Consider the following 20,722-nt stretch of genomic DNA (forward strand, 5'->3'; position numbering starts at 1 on the left):
ATGATTGATTTTTAATGCCCTGATTTGGCTTCAGTGGTTTCCACATGGCCAAGATATTTGGTACAGTAAGCACCGAAGATCAGAATAACCAGATAGCAGAATACAGGAATAATGAATGAATGCTGTACTCCAAACTGATCTGCAAGATATCCCTGAAATATAGGAACAATAGCACCTCCTAAAATAGCCATTACCACTAATGATGATCCCTGGCTGGTATATTTACCCAATCCTGAAATAGCCAACGTATAAATATTAGAGAACATGATAGAGTTGAAAATTCCGATTCCTAAAATGCTGTACATAGCCAGTTCTCCATGATTGACCATGGCTGAAATCAATAATACGACATTGATCGCTGCAAAGATTGATAGCGTTCTTGCGGGAGCCGCTTTACCAATGAAAAAGGCAATGAAATTCAGAACGATAAATACAAGGAAAAAGCTGATCTGAGAGAACGTAAGATTTACAATGCTGAAGATTACCAGGAAAACAGCTCCTGCTGCCCCAAGCATATAAACAGCTTTTTTGCCTTGGCTTAAAGATTGGTTCAAAGAGATAGCTCCAAGAAAACGGCCGATCATGGCACCACCCCAATACAGAGAAAGGTAATTCTTACTGATGATTTCATTGAAGCCCATAATCTGCGGTTGCTCAAGGAAACTGATGATAAAACTTCCCACCGCTACTTCTCCGCCCACATAACAGAACATAGCAAATACCCCGAATTTCAGATGGCTGAACTCAAGAGCTCCCCAACCTTTTACAACTTCTTCTTCACCCATCTGGAATGATGGAAGTTTAACTCTGGAAATCAATAGGGCAACCAATAAAAGGATTCCTGCAAAAATAAGATACGGAATTCTTGTTGCTACCGCACTGAATGATCCGTCCGGGGATGAGAAAAATTCAAAAATAAGATGGCCTCCAAGCACAGGAGCAATCGTAGTTCCGAATGCATTGAATGCCTGTGTCATATTCAATCGGCTGGAAGCAGATTCCTCACTTCCCAGTAACGAAACATAGGCATTGGCAGTAATCTGCAATACGGTAAAGCCTAATCCTAAAATAAATAAGGCCCCTAAAAACAACGGATAATACGAAAACGTAGCTGCCGGATAAAACAGGACACAGCCAAAAGCTGCGAGAAAAATTCCGAACAGGATTCCTTTTTTATAGCCTAATTTATTGATAGGATCTCCTTTTGTAATAGAGACCAGGAAATAAATCAGCGATCCGATAAAGTAAGCTCCGAAGAAGCAGAACTGTACCAGCATGGATTCAAAAAAGGTAAGATTGAAAAGTTGCTTCAGATAGGGAATCAGGATATCATTCATACAGGTGATGAATCCCCACATAAAAAACAGCAGGGTGATGGTAATCAACGGAACCGTATAATTCCTGCTTTGCGATTGTACTTCTTTATTAATCATAAACATTTATTTATCTGTATAAGGATAAGTCCTTAACTTTTTTTGCACACAGCATTGAATTTTGTGAAGTAAGGCAAATATAGGGATCAACCTATGTTTTTGCAATAATTTTAATGGTTTTTATAATGAAATGTATACTTCTTTTCAATTCAGAATATTATTTTCATTTTTTGAGACAATAATACAAAAACACCAGCATTTTTCAATGCATTATCTTCAGAAAAACACATTTTTGTTTTCACAAATAACGAATAAGTTGAGATTACAGCTATAAATTTTTGAATCTTTCATCAACTGATAGCCAATTTTTTGTATTTTGACAGCCTATTTATGCAAGTGAAAAATTTAATATTTCATTATTATATAGTACCTTTGCACACGAAATTTAAAGAGTTTAAATATTAATTCATACTCAATACGGAGTATTAAGAAGACAAATTTATGAGTATACCTCAAGCGTTTACAGAAATGATTACTCTTGCTGATGGCAGAGAAATCACTATCGAAACAGGGAAATTGGCCAAGCAGGCTGACGGATCTGTGGTAGTAAAAATGGGTGGAACAATGCTTTTAGCAACTGTTGTAGCCAATAAAGAAGCAAATCCTGGTGTAGATTTTTTACCATTAACAGTTGATTACAGAGAAAAATTCTACGCAGGTGGAAGAATTCCTGGAAACTTCTTCCGTAGAGAAGCAAGACCTTCTGATCAGGAAATTTTAACAATGCGTTTGGTGGACAGAGTTTTACGTCCGCTTTTCCCTGAAGATTTCCATGCTGAAGTTCAGGTGATGATTTCATTAATTTCTTATGACGGAAAAACAATTCCTGATGATTTAGCAGGTTTGGCGGCTTCTGCAGCTATTGCTATTACTGATATCCCTTTCAACGGACCAATGTCTGAGGTAAGAGTTGTAAGATTTGACGGAGTACTTTCTATCAACCCAAGCTATGAAGAATTGAAAAATTCTGAGCTGGACATCATGGTTGGAGCTACTAAAGACTCCATCGTAATGGTAGAAGGTGAAATGAAAGAAATTTCTGAGCAGGAAATGTTAGAAGCTATTAATTTTGGTCATGCTGAAATTAAAAAGCAAATTGAAGCTCAGGAGAGATTAGCAGAAAAAGTAGGAAAAGCTTTCCCTAAGAGAGAATATTCTCACGAAACTCATGACGAAGAAATTCGTGAAAAAGTATGGAAAGAAACTTACGATAAAGTATATGAAGTAGCAAGAACTCCATCTGGAAAAGAGGAGAGAGGAGAGAAATTCAAAGCGGTTCGTGAAGAATTCCTTGCTCAATATGCTGATAACGAAGAAGAATTGGAAAGAGTAACACCTTTCGTAAAAGTATATTATCATGATGTAGAGAAAGAAGCAATGCGTCAGATGATTCTTGAAGACAATATCCGTCTTGATGGTCGTGATCCTCAAACGATCCGTCCAATCTGGTCAGAAATTGATTATCTTCCGGGAGCTCATGGATCTGCAGTGTTTACAAGAGGTGAAACTCAGTCTTTAACAGCAGTAACGTTAGGTTCTGTGAAAGATGCCAACATGGTAGACAGCGTTATCACGCAACACGACGAGAAATTCTTCTTACATTATAACTTCCCTCCTTTCTCTACAGGTGAAGCAAGACCTTTAAGAGGAACTTCAAGAAGAGAAGTAGGACATGGTAACCTTGCTCAGAGAGCATTGCAGGCTGTAATTCCTGAAGAAAATCCATATACCATCAGAATTGTTTCTGATATCCTGGAATCAAACGGTTCATCTTCAATGGCAACAGTTTGTGCAGGAACACTAGCACTAATGGATGCCGGGGTACAGATTACAAAACCTGTTTCCGGTATTGCAATGGGATTGATCACAGATGCAAAATCAGGTAAATTCACGGTACTTTCTGATATCTTAGGAGATGAAGATCACCTTGGAGATATGGACTTTAAAGTAACAGGTACCGCAGACGGTATCACTGCTTGTCAGATGGATATCAAAATCCAGGGACTTTCTATGGATATCATGGAAAAAGCTTTGATGCAGGCTAGAGACGGAAGATTACACATCTTAAATAAAATCACTGAAACAATTGCCGAACCAAGAGCAGATGTGAAGCCTCACGCTCCGAAAATGGTAGTAATGGAGATCGCTAAAGACTTCATTGGAGCTGTAATCGGGCCTGGAGGAAAAATTATTCAGCAGATGCAGAAAGATACTGATACTGTTATTGCTATCGAAGAAGTCGGAGAAATCGGACGTATCGAAATTGCAGGAACAGACAGAGAGAAAATCAATGCTGCTGTTGCTAAGATCAACGAAATTACTTTCGTACCGGTTGTAGGTGAAATTTACAAAGGTAAAGTAGTGAAAGTAATGGACTTTGGTGCATTTGTAGCCATTGCTAAAGGTACAGAAGGACTTCTTCACATTTCTGAAATTGAATGGGCTCGTCTGGACAAAGTTCCTTATGCTGAAGGTGATGAAGTAGAAGTGAAGTTCATGGGTTATGATGACCGTAAGAAAATGAAACTTTCAAGAAAAGTTCTTTTACCAAGACCTCCAAGACCGGAAGGACAAGGTAGACCAGAGGGACAAAGAAGACCTGAAGGACAGAAGCCACAAGGTGAAAAGCCACAAAGCGAAAAACCAGTGGAAAACCAAACTCCTTCCAACGAAGCTTAATAAGATTCATTCTTAAATATAAAAAATCCCTCAATTTGAGGGATTTTTGCTTTTATATCTTTATTGTGAACCAAAGGTGAACCAATCTATTTTAATTTTTTTACCTTGTGAATCATAGGGTAAAACTCAAATTTTAAATGGTTTTGAATAATTTGTCGATCTGTTTTCTGATTGAAGGATCTTTTGTTACTTTATAAAACTCATTAATCAAATCCAGTGAAGAGGGTTTCTTAGGATATTGATTGTTGTTCAAAAAGCTTTTTAAAGCTGCATTGACATTATCCTCACCAATTAAATTACTCAATTCTATCATGGCTGCAGCCCCTTTGGAATAAGAAATATGAGGAACGTCTCCCGTAGCCTTATAGATGGGAACATTCTCGGATAATCCTTTTTCATTGTCATAGATCTGCTCATGTACTTTGATTCTTTCCATCATTTTTTCTCTGCCATGCATTTTCTTATAAAGCATCATTTCTGTATACATCGCCAGTGTTTCGGTAAGCATTACAGAACCTTCTCTGTCGTCAGGATTGATCTGACTGTTTCCCCACCAGAGATGTGAAAGCTCATGTCCTGCAAGTTCATTGATGACATCCTGTTTCTTATCTGCCTGTATATTAGCATGAAAAATCATATCTTCAGGCATAAAGATGGCAGAAGGATAGGCTGTTGCAGCAAAACCTCGGGTAAATGACGAAATCTCTGCAAAATTGATGGTTTTAAAAGGATATTTCCCGAAATTCTGCTGGCAGTAATTTAAAGTAAGTTTTGCATTTTCCAGAAGATGATCTGCGTTTTCAAAATGTTTTTGATGATAGAAGATATTGATGATAATTCCTTTATACTTCTCACTTTTTATTTCATAGTTAGCTGAAGAAACGGCAAAGCGAAAAGGGATTTGACCTGCTTTGTACTCAAAATAATGACGCCCTGATTTTGTCCATTTCTTTACCAGATCTCCGGTGCCTATGGCTGTTTGGTTCCCTTCAGTAGAAACAATCATATTAAGGTTAATAAAATCCTTTTTTATTACTTCAGGACCTTCCGGTTTCTTCAGTTCCGTAAGTTTTCCCAATTTGAACTGGCGGCGCTGTTTTTCATCCTGAATCTCATAATCCTTTTGATAACCAATGGTGGGATAATATCTGCTGATTCTCATAAAAGATCCGTTTTCAATAATGGCATTAAAGGATTGATGACCATTAACAGCAAACCATTGATAAGATAGGGTGAAGTTCAGGGAAGCAGTTTTGCCTGGCTGAATAGCCTGTTGTAATACAATTTCTGTAGTGTTTTTATCAATTTTTATTGTTTCAGGACCTGATGTCAATGCAGCCGATTTAAGCTTTAAATCCTCATTAAAATTGACGAGTAATTTATTGATGGGCTGATCGGTTTGATTGGTAAGGGTGTATTTTCCTGCAATCTGGTAGGCATTTTCTGAAGGATACAACTTAATTTCTGTGGTAACATCAGTAATATCGGGCTGTGGAATATTTTCATATTTCCGGAAGTTTTTTTCATATTCTACTGAGCTTAAGAGATTTTGGTCTTCGTTTTTAGGAATATATCCTTTCATAAAAAATATTCCGGCAAAGATCCCTGAAACCAGCAGGAAAATACTTAAAATGGAAGAGGCAACAGGTGTTTTTTTACTCCTGATTAAACCATTAAACATCCATAAAGTACAGATGGCAGCCGCTCCGAACAGAAGCCTTCGTGCAAAAGCTTTTTCATAGATTCCATAGCCGTTAAAATCGCTGTAAGTGCCTTTAAAATCAGAAAATATTCTGAAAAGAGGGTAGGAGATGATTTTCCCGGAAACAGGACCGGACAATACAAAAACTGCAAGAATGGAAACTCCGAGTGCAATGAATTTATTAGGAATTCTGTCATTAATGAAAAGGATCAATCCGGAAAACAGAATCAGAGGGAAAGTATTGAAAAGGAAAACGCCGAGATACGCCTTCCAGTCGATATGAAAATACTGATAAGCTGCCTGAAAGACAATTCCCTGGGCAATTAGAATTCCTGTAAAGAAAAACAGCAGAAGACTGATCGAAATAAAATGCCCGGCTAATCTGTTTTTTGAGAAAAAAGTGCTGTTTTCAATCAGAAAAAATCCAGAAGTTCGGCTTCTCCAGAAAATATCATTCAGAAAATAAACTGAAATAAGGAGACCCAGCAGATGAAAATTCTCTGAAATGGTTGTTGCCATAAGTCCCGAACCGGCATATTTCTGCGGAAGACGAATTCCTTTTTCAATCTCGGCATACATTTCCATGCCGACACAAAATAATAGAAGAATAGAAACTGCGGGGACAGCAATACTTTTAAACAGATAAGTAAGATCGGTTTTCACAAAAGAAAATACAGCCCGAAAAGAAGTCAACCCACCAAAATTAGCTGAAACAGTTGAATATTCTGATCTGTTCGTTTCCGATAATGGCTGAATAATTCCCGACATTTTTACTTTCTTTCCGGATAAATTGGAAAATGAAAATAATCTGAGTGAGAGAAGTAGAAATCCTGCTGATACAAGAATAAACAAGAGTCTGTTCAACAAAAGGTAACCCGTAAAAGGAACCATCTGGATATTTTTCTGATGCGAACTAAGATCACGGGCCTGCATGAAATAAGCAGACAGTCCAAAAGGGTCAATCAAAGCTGAAAACTGCTGAGTTTCCAGAGACTGAGGCAAGCTTCCAGCCATAAAAGGTGAGTTTGAAAATAATAAAATAACCATGTATAAGACATACAAAAGCAGTCCGCCTACTACAACCAGCAGTTTTTTTCTGACAATAAATGAAATAAGAAACAGAAAACTGCAGACAAATAAACTGTTGGTAAGGCCAAAGATCAATAAAGGATAGAGGTAATGGATAATCGTAAAGTTTTCCTGCATTTCACTTCCGGTACGCATGATTTGTCCTATAATAAATCCTGTCATCAGAAATGAAAAGCTTACAAATGTCTGAAGAAAATAAGCGATGAATTTCCCTTTCAGATAAGTGGATTTTGAAATCGGAAATGAAAACAGAATGTGGTCAAATTTTGAATCCTGATCTTTAAACAAGAGCTGTAAAGCATATACGGTAGCAAAAAAAATAACCGCAAGACTCAGCATTCCGGTCATAAAACCGATAGTATAAGGTGAGTTTAAATAAATTCCTTCCCCCACTGAAAGATTGAACTGGCTTCCGCAAAAAATACCAATAGCAACTAAGAGTAAGGCCACAAGATAGGTGAGCCAGTGCTTGGAAGAGCGTCCGGCTTCAAATAAAAATATAGTGTTCATGATTAAGGTTTTTGAGTGAGTGTTTGGAAATAAACGTGCTCCAGTAAAGGAGTTACGGAACTGAAATCTTTGGGAGATTCTTCAGAAAATACAGTAATATGAAGCTCCCTTTCGAGAAGCTGTCTGCTGATGATCTCATAGCTGGAACCATAGGTTTCCAGTTCGGTTTTGTCAATCGGTTTTGACCAGATTTTATTTTCCAGCTCTGCGATTAATTTTCCCGGATTTCCTTTTCTGAGAATCTGTCCGTGATTCATTACCGCCATTTCTGAGCAAAGGTTTCTGACATCCTCAACGAGATGAGTGGACAGAATCACAATCACATCCTGGCTGATATCATTAAGCAATGTATTAAATCGGTTACGTTCTTCAGGGTCCAATCCTGCGGTGGGTTCATCCACAATAATAATTTTCGGATCTCCCAATAATGCCTGGGCTACGCCGAAACGCTGTTTCATTCCTCCGGAGAAGGTGTGTACTTCTTTTTTAGCAAAATCAGAAAGGTTGACCTTTTCAAGAAGACCCAGAATTTGATTTTTACGATTATTTTTGTCGGTGATACCTTTCAATACAGCAATATGTTCCAATAGGTCATAAGCAGATACCTTTGGATAAACACCAAAGTCCTGAGGTAGGAATCCAAGATTCTGTTTGATATAATCGGGATTTTTGATAATATCTACTTCATTGAAAAGCAGTGTTCCCGATGTTGGTTTCTGAAGCCCTACAATGGTTTTCATCAGAGAAGATTTTCCGGCTCCGTTGGGACCAAGCAGCCCGAACATTCCGTTTTGGATGTCGAGGGAAATGTTCTTAATGGCTTGAAAACCATTTTTGTAGGTAAGACTGAGATTGTTGATTGATAATGTGTTCATAACGTTGTGTTTGGGGAATAAAAGGACGGGCGGCCTTTCGGCAGCTAGTTTAAATTTAAAGTTTAAAGTTTAGGGTTTAAAGTTTAGGATTGGAGTATTAGCTGGAAGTTAGAAGTGGAATTTTTACACACCCACTCTAAACGCTCCAACACGTAACTCGTACCCCGAATCCCGCAACTCGAATCTCGATTACTCTTTAAATTCAAGAATATCTCCCGGCTGGCATTCCAGGATTTTACAAATGGCTTCAAGGGTATCGAAGCGGACACCTTTGGCTTTGCCGGTTTTCAGGATAGAGAGGTTTACGGGCGTGATACCCAGTTTTTCTGCCAATTCTTTACTCTGCATTTTTCGTTTGGCAAGCATCACATCTAAGTTGACTATAATTGGCATTTTAAATAAATAGGTCTTGTTCGTTTTGCAAATGTAGTCCTTGCTTAAAGATATTCGCAAGAAACAGACAGAAAATTCCAAGCATAAAGTGAATAAACACCAGTCCCCATATCATACTTTCTACTTCCACAAAGAAACTCGCGATCATCACCAGTGGAAGCGGGATAAAAATATTGTACAGGTAAAATTTCTTAAGTTGAATAATGTTTTCCTGAGTAAACAGTTTCTGCTGGAAAAATACTTTGAAAACCCTGGCAGATAACCAGAAAAAGATTCCATAAGTGATGAGTACAGACAGAAATGAAAAAATCATATAGGAGTAATTGTTTTCGATATTCAGAAATGGCTGTTCTGTAAACGGATAATTGATGTGGAGGAACTTCCCCTCTTTATAAGGTGTAACCGCAAATCCGCTGATCAGGCAGAATACGGAATACACAAAAGTGATTAAATATCCGGCCGACAATACAGAGCAGATATAAAATAAAATTTTTGAAATAATTTTGGTCTGGTTCATGGTACGAAGAGTAATTGATATTGCAAATGTATAATTAATTATCGTAAAACAATAATTGATTTAAATAAAATTTTATTTTGTATTGTGTGGAATTTGAGAATAAAGTATTGAAAACGTTGTGATAATCACTGTTTTTAATTAATTTTAAATAATAAAAAAATAGAAACCATGGCTTACAGTACTGAACTTGCCGACCGGGTACGTGAACGGCTTTCAATCATAGAAAATATTGAGGTTGAAGAGAAGAAAATGTTCAGCGGACTGTCTTTTCTGGTAAACGGGAAAATGTGTATCAATATCAGTCATGACAACCTGATGTGCCGTTATGATCCGGAAATGGAAGATGAGGTTTCGGAGAAAAAAGGTTTTCTGCCGATGATTATGAAAGGCAAGCAGTTAAATGGATATTGCTATGTTGAACCCATTGGTTTTCAAAAAGCAGCTGATTTTGAATACTGGATCAGAATCTGTTTGGATTATAATCCGGTGGCGAAGGCGTCGAAAAAGTGAGTGGGAGTTGGGTGCTGGGTGCGAGTTTCGGGTTACTGAGGCTGAGAGTAAGAGAGTGGGAGTGTTGGAGTTTACAATCCCACATTCATCACTCATCATTTATAATTCATCATTATGATAAAGTTTTTCCCTGATCTGAATTAAGATTTTCGTTGTTTTTTCCAGATCCGGCCCGTCAGGAAGACTGGATGTTGAATAGTGTTTTTCTATTGATTGTATAAGGTGTTCTGCCATTTGCATTACACTTTCATAAGATTGGTTGCCCGCTTTAATATCTAACAGTTCGTCCCGGTTTTCTACGCGGATCGTCAGTGAACTGGTTTTAAAAATCTGTTCACAGGACTGCAGGAGCCTGATGGTGTGCATCATATTCTTGCTGTCGTAATTTTGCCCGTGGGTCTGATTGACATTATAACGGTCCTCATTACGCTCAGCCACCCATTTCCAATATTCTCTGTAATCTTTGCAGTAAACAGAGTAGGCATCAAGGTTACAGAACAGATAAGCGACCGGTTTTTCATCTTTAGGAATGGACGACACAGAAACCTGATTTGCCTCTTCATTCTGCATAACACCTTTATAACCCAATGTTCCCGATTCATCATAAAATAAAGCATACATTCCCTTTGTATGGTCAATGTTGATTAATCCGCATTTTTCCTGTGAACCACCCCGTCCTTCGGACACCCCTCCAGAGAAAGGGAATTCGAGAAGCCATTTTTTCAACGGTACAGAACCTTGCCCCTTAAGGATAAAACAGAAATCCAGAATAGATTTTCTTTCTTTATCAACAGGATTTAAAATCTTTTTGTTAAGACCTTTCACCTTTTTGATCTGGGAAACAGCATAGCCTGCAAAAGTATCTTTACAGAGTTTTGAAAGGAAATCTTCGGTTTTCAGCAGATCCATCAACGGATGTTTATATTGAATACAATCTTCCGGACTTGCCAGAATTTCAAGGATATTGGGATTGTTTTTCTGCAGCAGTTCTACAAACCTCCCGATTTCGTAATACGTAATGTCATTGGTCTCGTTGGAAACCTGCGGGATGTAATTCAGACCAAAGAAATCTTTCTTCGGCAGATAATACACTCCACGGATATCCGTATCAGAATTCTCCGTTGCCAGCCCAAAAGCGCGACTTCCGGAAATGGCTTCGAAGAGGAGGAGGTTGCGGGTTTTTAGGTCTTGGATGGTCATGATTTTTTTATTTTTTTTTGGAATAATTGTGGTGTATTAAGTGAACTTCAAAAATTAAAGTGCATCAAAAGTTTCTTTGATGATTTCCGGTAAAGGTTTGAATTGTGTAAGAAATTTATATTTTATTCCTGCAGTTGTTTTATAAGATGATAAATTATACCCCACATTGCCTTTTTCTTCTTTATTGAGAACAAGATTGTCATAATTTCCCAAATCCATAGTGATAATAAGTTCTTCTCCAGACTTTCTGAACTCTTCATAACAGTTGTTGATAAAGTTAAAAGAAGGATTTGTTCTGTCAAAACAATCTTCTTTTATACGGAATTCATAAACTGCATCATCAAGCTGTTGTAACAATATAGCTAAATCTGCATCCTTTCCGTGAAGTTCTTTATATCGGGTAACAACTAATTCAATAAAAGCTTCCGTATAGAAAATGATAAAACTATCATCATCAATATTCCAAAAAATACTATAAAAATAATTGTGTTTGGGAAGATCATACCTTTTGAAAGTTTCGATCACTGACAGAGGGACTTCAATTCCCATTTCTTCCTTTAAAAATTGACATCTTTCAATAAATTCATGTATTTTTTCTTTCTCTTTGGGAATCAATCTTTCAATCTCCTTTTGAATATATTTCTTTTTGAAAAAGTTGAATATTTTCATGTTATCTTTCTTTAAAGTTTTAATATCTCCCTGAAAACTCTTTCCATCTCAGCCTTATCCACCTTTCCTCCTGATAGACCTTTTGCTTTTTCCTCATTCTCAGCGATTGTTTTCTCAAGAAAATCAAACAATTCCCAATCGTTCGGATGGTAATAAGATTCTCCTTTGGTTCCTTTTAAGACAACAAGATCTTCTATTTTCCGTCTGGTTGCATCATCTGTTAAAACAAGCAGATCACTGAACAGTACAGGCGGAACTGTTCCTTTTTCTATGATCCATTTTCCTGTTAATGTCGTTCGTAAGCAATAAAAATAACTTTTTAATTTTACTTCTTCACTTCTGCAGGCTTCCAGATATTTCTTGCTCATGCTTAAATAGTGATAAGAAACCGCAACCGGAGAAAAACAGGTATCTGCCAGAGGTCTAAACAGTTCTATAAACTTTTCATCCACTTTATAGACGATAGGAGAGTAGAACCAGCTCAGCAAGGCCGCATTCGACTTCAACAAAAGATGGAAGGTCTTTCTCAGATCCCAGCCGGAACCGTCCAGATCATCTTCCGTCATAAATTCTATCGTTTCATCCTTATCCCAGGGAGAAAGATACCAGTCTTTGTCATGGCGGTATATAAAACGTATATCATAATCACTGTCATGAGACGCAAAACCCCATGCTCTGCTCCCTGATTCTACCGCAAGAAGGACTTCTACGCCGCGTCTTGCCTCAACTTCTTTTATTTTTTCAAGTATTTTTGGTGTCATTGTTTTTTATTTATGTTACAAAGTAAAAAGGCTAGTGCGCAATGTTCTTACGTAGGGTTTTGAGTTACGGGATTCGAGATGCGGGTTGGGAGTTTCGGGTTGGTGAGTTTGTGTGTAGGAGAGTTTGAGAATGGTGTGGGAAATTTCTTCTTCTTACTTCCAGCTACCAGCTTCCAACTCATAAAAACTACAGACAAACGATACAAAATACTCTCTATTTTACTAATATTGCACTTTTCCATTTAACATAACTATAAACACCCATGTTATCATCAGAATTACAGCATAAAATTGATTTTAAAACAAAGCCGTTAGGGGCATTAGGACATCTGGAACACCTTGCCCATAAAATCGGAATGGTTCAGAAAACTACTTCCCCACAGTTATTGAATCCTCATATGGTAGTTTTTGCAGCCGATCATGGGATTGCCAAAGCGGGTGTAAGTGCTTATCCACAGGAGGTAACCTATCAGATGGTAATGAATTTCCTGGGTGGAGGTGCTGCTATCAATGTTTTTTGCAGGCAGAATGATATTGCAATCAAAATTGTAGATGCCGGAGTCAATTTTGATTTTCCGGTAGGATTGGATCTGGTAGACAAAAAAGTAAGAAAATCCAGCCGTAATATCCTGGAAGAACCGGCGATGACGCCCAAAGAATTTCAACAGGCCCTTAAAAATGGAAAATCTGTGGTGTCTGAGATCGCTAAAAGAGGCTGTAATATCATTGGTTTCGGTGAAATGGGAATCGGGAATACTTCCGCTTCTTCATTGATGATGAGCAAACTGTTTGACATTCCGATTACCAATTGTATCGGACGTGGAACCGGGTTGAATGATCATCAGCTGGACAATAAGGTCAGTATCTTAAAAGAAGCTATAGAAAAATATCCTGCTGAAATGACCGAGGATGAAATTGCACAAACCTTCGGAGGATTAGAAATCGTACAAATAATTGGTGCCATCGAAGAAGCTTATCATCACAATATGCTGATTATGGTAGATGGATTTATTGCAACGGTAGCGGTAGCCACGGTCTGGAAAAAGAATCCTGAAATTCTGAACAACTGTATTTTCTGTCATGTAAGCAATGAAAATGCCCATCCTCAATTGTTGGGACTGATGAGAGAACAAGCTATTCTCAATCTGAATCTGCGTCTTGGAGAAGGAACAGGTTGTGCATTGGCCTATCCGATTATTCAAAGCGCAGTTAATTTCCTGAATGAAATGTCGAGTTTTGAGGGAGCACAGGTATCAAATAAAAATTAAATGAAAACCATAAAAAATGAATTGATCTACTTTGCAACAGCACTGATGTTTTTCACAAGAATTCCGGTTCCGTTTACCATTCCATATTCCAGTGAGATTATGAATAAATCCCAAAAGTATTTTGCCTGGGTTGGATTAGTGATAGGACTCATTAATGCTGTAATTCTTTATCTTTCTACGATGCTCTTTAATCTTGAAATAGGAATTGTTTTAATGATGGTCTCCAGTGTTTTACTTACCGGGGCGTTTCATGAAGACGGTTTCACAGATATGTGCGATAGTTTCGGAGGAGGATATGGAAAGGAAAAAATACTGACCATTATGAAAGACAGTCGGGTAGGAGCATATGGAACCATTGGAATTATTCTGCTGTTTGCATTGAAATTTTACAGCATTCAGGCTTTGGGAATAATAGCACCAGTAAGAGTTCTCGCCATCATTGTTTTAGCGCATACAGTAAGCCGGTTTATTTCGGGAACTATGATTTATACTCACCGATATGTTACCGATATTGATGTCAGCAAATCAAAACCTTTGGCCAATAAACCTTTGGATGGAATGGCTTTACTGGTAGGATTTATAAGTGTTTTAATTGCTTTTGCCCTGATTTCGGACTGGCGGTTGATTTTCGCTTTTGCGCTGGCCTATTTGGGTAAAATATATATGGGATGGTATTTTAAAAAGCATATTGGCGGTTACACAGGTGACTGTTTAGGATCCGTACAGCAGGTTTGTGAAGTTTTATTTTACTTAGGAACAATGATCGCATGGAAATTCATTTAATCCGTCATACCGCCGTAGAAAATCCGGAGAACCTGTGTTATGGTTTTGCTGAAATGCCTTTAAGAAAAGATTATCCTGAAGATTTTAATGCATTAGAGATAGATGATGATTATGATATCGTTATCTCAAGTTCTTCTGAGCGATGCCGTCTTCTGGCCGATTATTTTAAATTGGATTATCAAACAGATGAAAGACTCCGCGAAATGAATTTCGGGAACTGGGAAATGAAAAAATGGACCAATATTCCGGAAGAAGAAATCAATCCGTGGTATAAAGATTTTATCAATGTTAAAGCTGCTGGCGGAGAAAATCTTGTTGAAATGCAGACCCGTGTTCTCAACTTTTGGAATGAACTCATTCAGAAAAACGATGTCAATAAGGTTCTCATCATTACCCATGCAGGAGTCATACGTTTGATTCTTCAGACAGTGCTTAAGTTTCCACTTGAAAAGATGTTTAATATTCAGATTGATTATGGAAAGAAGGTCATTATTAATGTGAATGACGGAATATTTTCTGTGAAAAAGATGAATGTATAGTCACTGTAAACATTCTGCATTATTCATTATCTAGAATATGATGTTTAGATTCCTACGGAATGACACAATAGCAATAGAGCTTTATCCGTACAGTTTGTCATTCCGCAGGAATCCAGCCCGCGTTATCAGAAAAATTAATTAGGAAATCGCACTTCTGAATACTATTTCAACTGAAGACGTAAAAATTCCCCTCCTCCGGAGGGGTGGCGAAAATTCAAAGAATTTTTGACGGGGTAGTTTTCAACGTCCCCTCATCAAATCTCACAAAAAAACGCCACCCGATAGCATCAGATGACGTTATAGAATTTATTTAAAAATCCTGATAAAACTATCTTTTTCCAGGCTTTCCAGTGAAAAATCAAAGTCAGCCTCGAACTTTTCTCTGGTAATCTCTGCGCCAAGCTCTTTTACAAGTTCATTGAAAGACATCGCTTCGTACCATTGCTGATACAATGCGCTTGTAGCCATCATTGAAACTTCACTATTTCCTGAAACATGAGAATGTCCGGCTCCGAAATTCAATAGTACGAAACATTGCTTTTCGTTTTTTGTTACCAGCATTCCCAGAATCATCTGTTTTTGAACAGAATTACATCTGGCTTCAGCAAATAAATTGTTGGGATTCATCATATACTGATAGGAAATATCATCTCCTTTTCCGATCACGATTTTATATCCACAATTGGCATCTCCGCTGAAAACGTTGTTCATGACAAGTGTTGGTGCACAATGCCCTTTATTGGCATAAAGATATTCAACAGCACCGTTGGGAGCAGAAGTCATATCTCCTGAATACATCAATTGTCCGTCACCATGGTTATAAGCGGCATTCCAGCCTATTTTTCCGGCAATATTCAATCCTGAAAGGTCAAGGTCATTGGCTCCCCATTGATCTTCCCAATAAATACCTACTGCCAGTCTTTCACCATAAAAACGGGTTCCGGTAGGAATATTTCCAACAAACATTTTTTCAGAAGCTGGTAATGCAAATTCTACATTCTCAGGGAAGTAGAACTTCTTTCCGGAAAGGTTTTCATATTTCAGTTTCAAGAAATCCAGAATGAAATCATAGTTGAACTGATTTACGTAAGTTTCCTTACCTTTTTTAGTCCATGATTTTCCGTTTCTGACTCTATAGACAAAAGTATCCTGACCATACATTCTTGAGTAACATGCGGACAATGCTTTAAATAATGCAAACGGTGTCGCATTTTCCAGCCAATGCCAATCACTGTTTTCTAATAATGTATTGGTAGTATTGTTCAATGGATTTGAAATCAATGGTTTATGGTTTATTTTAGAAAGCTTTGAAATCTTATTAATAGCTTTCGGAGCTCTGTTTTTATAAGCAAGGAATAACGGCTTGAATCTGTTGAAAATTTCTGCCAGTTTTTCCATACCAAAGCTTTCAAACAGATAGGTTGGATTAAAATTACTTTGCTTAATTAAAGTAATCAATTCATCATTTTTAATTAAAAGCGTTGTATGAGTCGTTTTATAAATGACATAACGGAAAAACTCAACAGGATTTTCAGGATAAATATCGTATAGATCGGCTATTTTGATAATGGCTTCCTTATTTCTGATGTTTTCTTTTCCTGTGAAATCATATTCCAGTTCCGTATGCAGAATATGCAGCAAATCATCAATGGTTTCTTCTTTTAAAGCAATTCCTGACTTTAAGAGAGAAAGGCATTTTTCCTGCATTTCTTCTACTGTATAAGCTTTTATGACTTTAAAAATTAATTTTGTATCAGGAACATCCAATATTTCTTTAGGAATGTAAATTTCATTTTGAAAATTACTTCTATAGGTTGAAATATAGTGTCTGATCTGTTCAAAAAACAATTCAGTTCTGGAAGTATTTTTTATTTTCTCCCAGGATTTATGGAAAGTTTTATTCAAATCATTTCCATTCAGTTTTTCCTTGGCATAATAAGAGATGATCTCATTTTTTGCCCAAACTGCATTAGGTTCAATAAGAAAACCGTCATTGGAAATAAATGGCTCTGCATTCGATTCTTTGGCCAATACCGCATTGAATAATTGTAGTGTTTTCATTGTTTTAGTTTAAAAAATAAGTGAGGAGTATGTTCATTAAAAGTGAAGGGTATAGGAACTCCTTTTACCTATAGTTTATAAAAAGCGGGGAGTATCTTTCCAAAATATAGGAACTCCCTTTGCCTTATAATTTGTAAAAAGGCGGAAAGTAATTCTGAATTATAGGAACTTTCTTTGCCTTAATTTTTTTAACTAATGAAAATGAATAGGTTAATGTAAACATTTTCATTGTATTGAGGAGCAGACAGGACTCGAACCTGTGACCCACAATCTTGGCGATTTATAGGAACTTTAGTTGCCTGCAGCGAAAAGTAATTTTGTTGCTCTACCATCTGAGCTACTGCCCCTGCCGTTATAAAAAGTTTTCATGAACCTTACAGGCTTTTATACCTGCAAGGCTGGTTATTAGTGTTTGAAAACCTCTAAGGATTATATTAAATTAAAAATTATGCTTTTCTGAATTTCTTCTTTTTCTTCCATGGAGCATTCTTCTGCACGTCTCCCGCCATGATACAACCGTAAGGCATCACCTCATCCAGAACTTCGCAAAGTCCATATTCTTCAATCTGTGCTCTTACGTTCTTAGCACTTTTATAAGCGCTCGGAAGTTCAGAAATATCAACCTCATTAGAGTAGAAACGGATATCTAATCCTTCTGTTTCCTCGTTAAAAATTTCTTCAGTTGTTTTATGAGCTAAAGATCTTTTATGCTGGCTTCTGCTAAAGTTTCTTCCGGCTCCATGCGGTGCAAAACCTATGTTTCTTTCATTCGCTTTTCCCTGCACAATCAAAACAGGTTCTGCCATATTCAACGGAATCAGTCTTGGTCCCGTGATATCAGGCATGAATTTATCATCTAGCGGCGTTGCTCCTTTTGCATGGTAGAACAGATCTCCATCTTTGAAAACGAAGTTATGCTCATTCCAATATCTGTTTTCCTTTTCTATTTCCAGCTTATTCAAAACTGCATCATGAAGGGAAGTATGGTTTTCTTTTGTCCATTGTCTGATCAGCTGAAGTGCTTCCCAATAGGATTTACCTTCTTCAGTATCATAAGGAATCCAGGCATTTTCTTTTAATGTTTCAGGAGAGATTTCCTGTCTGAAACGGTTGGCCGTTTTCATTCCTTTATCATATAAGGCTGCTCCTGGAGCTCTGGATCCGTGATGTGTTACCATCATTGTATTTCCGGTATTTTTGGAAATTCCTACGAACAGGAAATGATTTCCGTCTCCCTGAGTTCCCATATGAGAACGGGCAATGCTGATCAGTTTTTCATCATTTAAGAATTCATTTTCTCTGAAAGCATCCATCAGTTCCTGAGACATCGGCATCTGTTCATCTCTTGGTCTTCCTCCATATCCGAAGTGTGTTACGGAATGTGCAGCATCCAGAACCTCTTTAGGATTGGTTTTTCCAAAATCCGTCAGCATCACAGAACAGCAGATATCAGCGCTATGGAATCCCGGGTGAATGGCATTCTTGGCAATTACTACACCTCCTACCGGAATCTGACCTTCAGGACCTGTAGGACAGGCATCAGGCATTATTGCACCACCAACGAGAGTAGGGGTTTTCATCAGCACTTTCATGGTTCTGATGACCTTTTCCACATTATCATTTTCACTTTCATGTTCTGCACGGATGTTGATCACAAAATCTTTAGCCGTTTCATGAAGCGGAATTAGATCCGGTTGTCTGAACTGTGCCAGATATTCTGCGATCTGATGTTCATCCAGATTATTCTCATTGATATAGCTAATGGCATCTTTAAACCATTTTGCTGGTCTATATCCTAATTCGATTAAATGATTTCCATTAAATTCCATTTGTTTCATTTTGATGATGCAAAGTAATATCATTATTGCGCAATAGTTTTGCGTAGATAAAGAAATTTTAATTATTTTTACAAAAAGTTTATTAAGTCGAAAAAACAGTTTTGCGGATTCGTCAATAATATATAATTAAAAAACAAGGTTTATGGTACTATTAGAACAATTAAAACATTTCCCGGAAACTATTCAGTTTGGTGATGTTATCGCTTACATTGATGAAAATTATGAATTTACTCCTACAGCTTTTCAAAACGGAGATACTACCAATCAGGCAGGGCAGAATAATGGTTCGTGTAAAGTATTCAGCTTCGCGAGTATTCAGGATCTGACGAAAGAAGAGACACTTTGGCTTTTTGGAGAATTTTATAGAGATGATGTTTTGAAAAATCCGGAGGGAGATGATCACCAGAATATCCGAAACTTTATCAAATTCGGTTGGGAGGGAATTACTTTTGACGAAAATGCTTTAAAGGAAAAATAACTTTTAGAAAAGAGCAGAAATGAATAAGTGAACAGCTTATTTAACAACACCAATCATTAAACACTAAGGTATGTCATCCAATAAAAACGCTCTGATCCGATACAAAACATTAGATAAATGTCTTAAAAACAAATACAGGAAATATACGCTGGAAGATCTCATTGATGAATGTTCAGAAGCATTATTTGAATTTGAAGGAAAAGAATCCTATGTAAGTAAGCGAACGGTCCAGCTTGACCTTCAGAATATGCGGAGTGAGAAATTCGGGTATGAAGCTCCTATTGAAGTATACGAAAGAAAATACTACCGCTACAGTGATCCGGAATACAGTATTCATAACATCTCTGTGAATGAAAGTGACCTGAAGGCCATGAACAATGCAGTCCAGATTTTAAAACAGTTTAAGGACTTTTCCATGTTCAAAGAGATGAATGGGGTTATTCAGAAACTGGAAGACTCAATTCATGCAACCAATCAGAAATCAATCATTCACCTCGATAAAAATGAACAGCTGAAAGGATTGGAACATATTGATATCCTCTATGAAAGTATCGCGAATAAAAAAGTACTGAAGATTCTTTACAAAAGCTTTACAGCAAGAGAATCCAATATATTTACTGTACATCCGCAGCTATTGAAGGAATTCAACAACCGTTGGTTTCTGATCTGTCTTTATAAACAGAAAATGTACAATTTGGCACTGGACAGGATGGAAAGTATTGAAACAGATGAAAGCCTTCCGTATATTGATAAAGATCTGGATGGAGATGAATATTTCAAAGATATTGTAGGAGTTACCGTTTCGGAATCACTGGAACCCAGAAATGTGATTTTTTGGGTAGATGCAGGAAATGCTCCTTATGTGAAAACAAAGCCGCTGCACAAAAGCCAGGAGATCATTCAGGAAGATGAAGACGGAACCCTATTTAAAATATGTGTTCAGATCAATTTTGAATTAGAAAGATTGCTGCTTGGGTTTGGGGACAGTCTGATTGTTCATAAACCCCGGAAACTACGGTTGAAAATGGAAGAAAAGTTTAATGCAGGATACAAAAATTACCAGAGTTTGATTGTTCCTGAGGAAAACTAAGCTTTCTGCTTATTTTATCTTGGCTTGGAAATTGCATTATTTAAATACACAAAATTAAGTTTATGAAATCAAGAATATTTAAAGCATTAATTGCAATCCTGGCACCCATAGCGATAGAATATATTGTTAAAAAAATATCTGAGAAGCTTGATAAAAAAGAAGATCAGAATGAAAAACCAAAGCAGATTACGGCTTAAACGTAAAGTAGTTTAAATTTAAAATTATTGAAAAGAGACTGTCATAACTAGGTACAGTCTCTTTTTTGTTGTAAAGGGATATTGTTGATAAACGCTGAAAACCACTCCGCCAAAAATTCTTTGAATTTTG

At 37.2% G+C, this 20,722-nt stretch carries 18 protein-coding genes and 1 tRNA gene; 8 read left to right on the forward strand and 11 right to left on the reverse strand.

Annotated elements, in window-relative coordinates; all coding sequences use genetic code 11:
- Window positions 1-11: 11 nt before the first annotated feature.
- Entirely contained in the window at window positions 12-1,433 is a 1,422-nt protein-coding gene (locus DYR29_RS21375) for a sugar MFS transporter (protein ID WP_249413558.1), read from the reverse strand.
- A 441-nt stretch (window positions 1,434-1,874) separates the two neighbouring features.
- On the opposite strand from DYR29_RS21375, the gene DYR29_RS21380 reads away from it, so the two are divergent.
- Window positions 1,875-4,112: a polyribonucleotide nucleotidyltransferase gene (locus DYR29_RS21380; protein ID WP_213278436.1), complete on the forward strand. Its 2,238-nt coding sequence runs from the start codon at window positions 1,875-1,877 to the stop codon at window positions 4,110-4,112.
- Between the two features lie 133 nt (window positions 4,113-4,245).
- Here the strand turns inward: DYR29_RS21380 and DYR29_RS21385 are convergent, their stop codons facing one another.
- The 4 genes from DYR29_RS21385 to DYR29_RS21400 all read right to left on the reverse strand — a co-directional run bounded on the left by DYR29_RS21385 (window position 4,246) and on the right by DYR29_RS21400 (window position 9,198).
- Window positions 4,246-7,413 (reverse strand): ABC transporter permease/M1 family aminopeptidase, encoded by a 3,168-nt coding sequence (locus DYR29_RS21385; RefSeq protein WP_213278437.1) that lies wholly within the window; start codon window positions 7,411-7,413, stop codon window positions 4,246-4,248.
- A 2-nt stretch (window positions 7,414-7,415) separates the two neighbouring features.
- Entirely contained in the window at window positions 7,416-8,288 is an 873-nt protein-coding gene (locus DYR29_RS21390; RefSeq protein WP_213278438.1) for an ABC transporter ATP-binding protein, read from the reverse strand.
- Window positions 8,289-8,477: 189 nt separating this feature from the next.
- Window positions 8,478-8,681 carry a helix-turn-helix domain-containing protein gene (locus DYR29_RS21395; RefSeq protein ID WP_002980904.1) on the reverse strand — a complete coding sequence of 68 codons (204 nt, stop codon included), beginning with the start codon at window positions 8,679-8,681 and terminating at the stop codon, window positions 8,478-8,480.
- A gap of 1 nt (window position 8,682) precedes the next feature.
- On the reverse strand, window positions 8,683-9,198 hold the full coding sequence (locus DYR29_RS21400) for a DUF2975 domain-containing protein (RefSeq protein WP_213278439.1): 516 nt from the start codon (window positions 9,196-9,198) through the stop codon (window positions 8,683-8,685).
- Window positions 9,199-9,366: 168 nt separating this feature from the next.
- Here DYR29_RS21400 and DYR29_RS21405 point away from each other — a divergent pair, with 168 nt between their 5' ends.
- Complete coding sequence (locus DYR29_RS21405; protein ID WP_213278440.1) at window positions 9,367-9,708, forward strand: TfoX/Sxy family protein; 342 nt, start codon at window positions 9,367-9,369, stop codon at window positions 9,706-9,708.
- A 99-nt stretch (window positions 9,709-9,807) separates the two neighbouring features.
- On the opposite strand, the gene DYR29_RS21410 is transcribed toward DYR29_RS21405, so the two are convergent.
- The 3 genes from DYR29_RS21410 to DYR29_RS21420 are packed head-to-tail and all read right to left on the reverse strand — an operon-like array spanning window position 9,808 to window position 12,338.
- Window positions 9,808-10,908, reverse strand: coding sequence for a nucleotidyltransferase domain-containing protein (locus tag DYR29_RS21410; RefSeq protein ID WP_213278441.1), 1,101 nt, complete (start codon window positions 10,906-10,908; stop codon window positions 9,808-9,810).
- Window positions 10,909-10,962: 54 nt separating this feature from the next.
- The gene (locus DYR29_RS21415; RefSeq protein WP_213278442.1) at window positions 10,963-11,577 is read right to left on the reverse strand and encodes a hypothetical protein; all 615 of its coding nucleotides are present in this window, start codon (window positions 11,575-11,577) and stop codon (window positions 10,963-10,965) included.
- A gap of 11 nt (window positions 11,578-11,588) precedes the next feature.
- Window positions 11,589-12,338 carry a nucleotidyltransferase domain-containing protein gene (locus tag DYR29_RS21420; RefSeq protein ID WP_213278443.1) on the reverse strand — a complete coding sequence of 250 codons (750 nt, stop codon included), beginning with the start codon at window positions 12,336-12,338 and terminating at the stop codon, window positions 11,589-11,591.
- Between the two features lie 263 nt (window positions 12,339-12,601).
- On the opposite strand from DYR29_RS21420, the gene cobT reads away from it, so the two are divergent.
- The 3 genes from cobT to cobC are packed head-to-tail and all read left to right on the forward strand — an operon-like array spanning window position 12,602 to window position 14,928.
- A complete protein-coding gene (cobT, locus tag DYR29_RS21425) occupies window positions 12,602-13,606 on the forward strand; it encodes a nicotinate-nucleotide--dimethylbenzimidazole phosphoribosyltransferase (RefSeq protein ID WP_213278444.1) in 1,005 nt (334 codons plus the stop codon).
- Complete coding sequence (locus DYR29_RS21430) at window positions 13,607-14,389, forward strand: adenosylcobinamide-GDP ribazoletransferase (protein ID WP_213278445.1); 783 nt, start codon at window positions 13,607-13,609, stop codon at window positions 14,387-14,389.
- Window positions 14,374-14,928: an alpha-ribazole phosphatase family protein gene (gene cobC, locus DYR29_RS21435; protein WP_213278446.1), complete on the forward strand. Its 555-nt coding sequence runs from the start codon at window positions 14,374-14,376 to the stop codon at window positions 14,926-14,928. The genes DYR29_RS21430 and cobC overlap by 16 nt, the downstream gene beginning before the upstream one ends.
- Window positions 14,929-15,234: 306 nt before the next feature.
- Here the strand turns inward: cobC and DYR29_RS21440 are convergent, their stop codons facing one another.
- The 3 genes from DYR29_RS21440 to DYR29_RS23065 all read right to left on the reverse strand — a co-directional run bounded on the left by DYR29_RS21440 (window position 15,235) and on the right by DYR29_RS23065 (window position 18,236).
- Entirely contained in the window at window positions 15,235-16,989 is a 1,755-nt protein-coding gene (locus tag DYR29_RS21440) for a hypothetical protein (protein WP_213278447.1), read from the reverse strand.
- A 236-nt stretch (window positions 16,990-17,225) separates the two neighbouring features.
- Window positions 17,226-17,336: transfer RNA gene (locus DYR29_RS21445), tRNA-OTHER, on the reverse strand.
- 99 nt (window positions 17,337-17,435) lie between these two features.
- Entirely contained in the window at window positions 17,436-18,236 is an 801-nt protein-coding gene (locus DYR29_RS23065) for an RtcB family protein (protein ID WP_425394640.1), read from the reverse strand.
- Between the two features lie 733 nt (window positions 18,237-18,969).
- Here DYR29_RS23065 and DYR29_RS21455 point away from each other — a divergent pair.
- The 3 genes from DYR29_RS21455 (at window position 18,970) to DYR29_RS22955 (ending at window position 20,592) form a co-directional block, all read left to right on the forward strand.
- A complete protein-coding gene (locus DYR29_RS21455) occupies window positions 18,970-19,305 on the forward strand; it encodes a HopJ type III effector protein (protein WP_213278449.1) in 336 nt (111 codons plus the stop codon).
- 70 nt (window positions 19,306-19,375) lie between these two features.
- Window positions 19,376-20,395: a helix-turn-helix transcriptional regulator gene (locus DYR29_RS21460; protein WP_213278450.1), complete on the forward strand. Its 1,020-nt coding sequence runs from the start codon at window positions 19,376-19,378 to the stop codon at window positions 20,393-20,395.
- 62 nt (window positions 20,396-20,457) lie between these two features.
- Window positions 20,458-20,592 (forward strand): hypothetical protein, encoded by a 135-nt coding sequence (locus tag DYR29_RS22955; protein ID WP_262712114.1) that lies wholly within the window; start codon window positions 20,458-20,460, stop codon window positions 20,590-20,592.
- The last annotated feature ends 130 nt before the right edge of the window (window positions 20,593-20,722 follow it).

It is taken from the genome of Chryseobacterium indologenes, from assembly GCF_018362995.1.
Lineage (GTDB): Bacteria > Bacteroidota > Bacteroidia > Flavobacteriales > Weeksellaceae > Chryseobacterium > Chryseobacterium indologenes_G.

Excerpts from the sequence above, each read along its gene's own strand:
- DYR29_RS21400 (WP_213278439.1), bottom strand. The coding sequence starts at position 9,198 with ATGAACCAGACCAAAATTATTTCAAAAATTTTATTTTATATCTGCTCT.
- DYR29_RS21420 (WP_213278443.1), bottom strand. The coding sequence starts at position 12,338 with ATGACACCAAAAATACTTGAAAAAATAAAAGAAGTTGAGGCAAGACGC.
- DYR29_RS21390 (WP_213278438.1), bottom strand. The coding sequence starts at position 8,288 with ATGAACACATTATCAATCAACAATCTCAGTCTTACCTACAAAAATGGT.
- DYR29_RS21410 (WP_213278441.1), bottom strand. The coding sequence starts at position 10,908 with ATGACCATCCAAGACCTAAAAACCCGCAACCTCCTCCTCTTCGAAGCC.
- DYR29_RS21405 (WP_213278440.1), top strand. The coding sequence starts at position 9,367 with ATGGCTTACAGTACTGAACTTGCCGACCGGGTACGTGAACGGCTTTCA.
- cobT (WP_213278444.1), top strand. The coding sequence starts at position 12,602 with ATGTTATCATCAGAATTACAGCATAAAATTGATTTTAAAACAAAGCCG.
- DYR29_RS21455 (WP_213278449.1), top strand. The coding sequence starts at position 18,970 with ATGGTACTATTAGAACAATTAAAACATTTCCCGGAAACTATTCAGTTT.
- DYR29_RS21415 (WP_213278442.1), bottom strand. The coding sequence starts at position 11,577 with ATGAAAATATTCAACTTTTTCAAAAAGAAATATATTCAAAAGGAGATT.
- DYR29_RS22955 (WP_262712114.1), top strand. The coding sequence starts at position 20,458 with ATGAAATCAAGAATATTTAAAGCATTAATTGCAATCCTGGCACCCATA.
- DYR29_RS21375 (WP_249413558.1), bottom strand. The coding sequence starts at position 1,433 with ATGATTAATAAAGAAGTACAATCGCAAAGCAGGAATTATACGGTTCCG.
- DYR29_RS23065 (WP_425394640.1), bottom strand. The coding sequence starts at position 18,236 with ATGGGAACTCAGGGAGACGGAAATCATTTCCTGTTCGTAGGAATTTCC.
- DYR29_RS21395 (WP_002980904.1), bottom strand. The coding sequence starts at position 8,681 with ATGCCAATTATAGTCAACTTAGATGTGATGCTTGCCAAACGAAAAATG.
- DYR29_RS21380 (WP_213278436.1), top strand. The coding sequence starts at position 1,875 with ATGAGTATACCTCAAGCGTTTACAGAAATGATTACTCTTGCTGATGGC.
- cobC (WP_213278446.1), top strand. The coding sequence starts at position 14,374 with ATGGAAATTCATTTAATCCGTCATACCGCCGTAGAAAATCCGGAGAAC.
- DYR29_RS21440 (WP_213278447.1), bottom strand. The coding sequence starts at position 16,989 with ATGAAAACACTACAATTATTCAATGCGGTATTGGCCAAAGAATCGAAT.
- DYR29_RS21385 (WP_213278437.1), bottom strand. The coding sequence starts at position 7,413 with ATGAACACTATATTTTTATTTGAAGCCGGACGCTCTTCCAAGCACTGG.
- DYR29_RS21460 (WP_213278450.1), top strand. The coding sequence starts at position 19,376 with ATGTCATCCAATAAAAACGCTCTGATCCGATACAAAACATTAGATAAA.
- DYR29_RS21430 (WP_213278445.1), top strand. The coding sequence starts at position 13,607 with ATGAAAACCATAAAAAATGAATTGATCTACTTTGCAACAGCACTGATG.